The 1,075-nt window shown below is 36.7% G+C and carries 1 protein-coding gene and 1 pseudogene; one reads left to right on the forward strand and one right to left on the reverse strand.

Going from position 1 to position 1,075, the window contains the following annotated elements; all coding sequences use genetic code 11:
* Positions 1–169, reverse strand: a pseudogene (locus tag PVV60_RS10605) (type ISP restriction/modification enzyme); the annotation flags it as partial.
* Positions 170–615: 446 nt separating this feature from the next.
* Here PVV60_RS10605 and PVV60_RS10610 point away from each other — a divergent pair.
* Positions 616–1,075: POTRA domain-containing protein (locus PVV60_RS10610; protein WP_273724685.1), on the forward strand; the 460-nt coding region annotated here is incomplete at its 3' end.

Raw genomic sequence — 1,075 nt, forward strand, 5'->3', positions numbered from 1 at the left:
GCAAATGACCCAATTCACGCCCTGCTGTTACAAACTTCCAAAAATCATCAGCAGTTTTTACACATGGGATACGAGGCAATTCTTTGCATAAATTAACAGCATAACGGGCACGGTAATCTTTTGAATGAAGTAGACCGTAAACATAATAAAAGATATCGTTTTTTATTATAATTTTAGTAAGATATGTCGAGAGGTGCTTCTTCAATCTGTTTTTATACTCTTATCTGTTTTTTGGGCTTCTTATCAGGCGACAATCAATGGAGTGTCTCTTCTTGTCTCTAATATGTAACAGTTCTAATAAAACAGATTATTCTATGAATAAGAGGCTTTACTTTATCCTCGAAATGATATCATATCCAGCACCTTAAAATTAAGAAGCGTATAATGCGTATAATTGTCATTTAACAGTGTCATTGTAAAATCTTCAAAAGCGGGGGAATGATATGATTTGTGCAACCAATAAAGCAGATGTATACAGTATAGTTTACACTTTTCTCTCAGATTTTATAAGTATTATTCTCATCAAAAGATTAAAAAATTGTTACGCGATTGGCGATTTTTTCTGTGATGCTGATGATGTGGTTCATTTTGTTGCTCACTTTGAGGGCACAATGAATGGGTAGGTTTTTTTTCACCTTTATTTTTGCGGTATTTTTGTGCTTTTTTTCATTGGCGAGTTTTGCAGAAAGCATTCGTGATCAAGCGATTGATCAATCCGATAGGATTCAACGTCAACAAACGCAAGAACAGCGTTTTCAACGATTGCATCGCAGAAACGCAACGCATGAGATTTTATTACAGGATGATAATGAATCTACGGTATTTCAAAGCGATTCAACCCAAAAAAACTGTTTGCTGATCAAAAGCATTGAATTTGTAGGTGCTCAGTTGATTTCTCACACCGATCTTCATGAAGCTATTTCTCTTTGGGAAGGGCGGTGTTTGGGAATTGCCGAAATCAACAAAGTGCTCAAAGCGGTGACCAAGCTTTATATGAAGCGCGGCTATATTGCGGTGCGGGCTTATTTGCCTGAGCAAGATTTAAGCGGCGGTCATCTCAAGATTGTTGTTGTTG

Source organism: Bartonella sp. AU18XJBT (genome assembly GCF_028618595.1).
Classification (GTDB): Bacteria; Pseudomonadota; Alphaproteobacteria; order Rhizobiales; family Rhizobiaceae; genus Bartonella.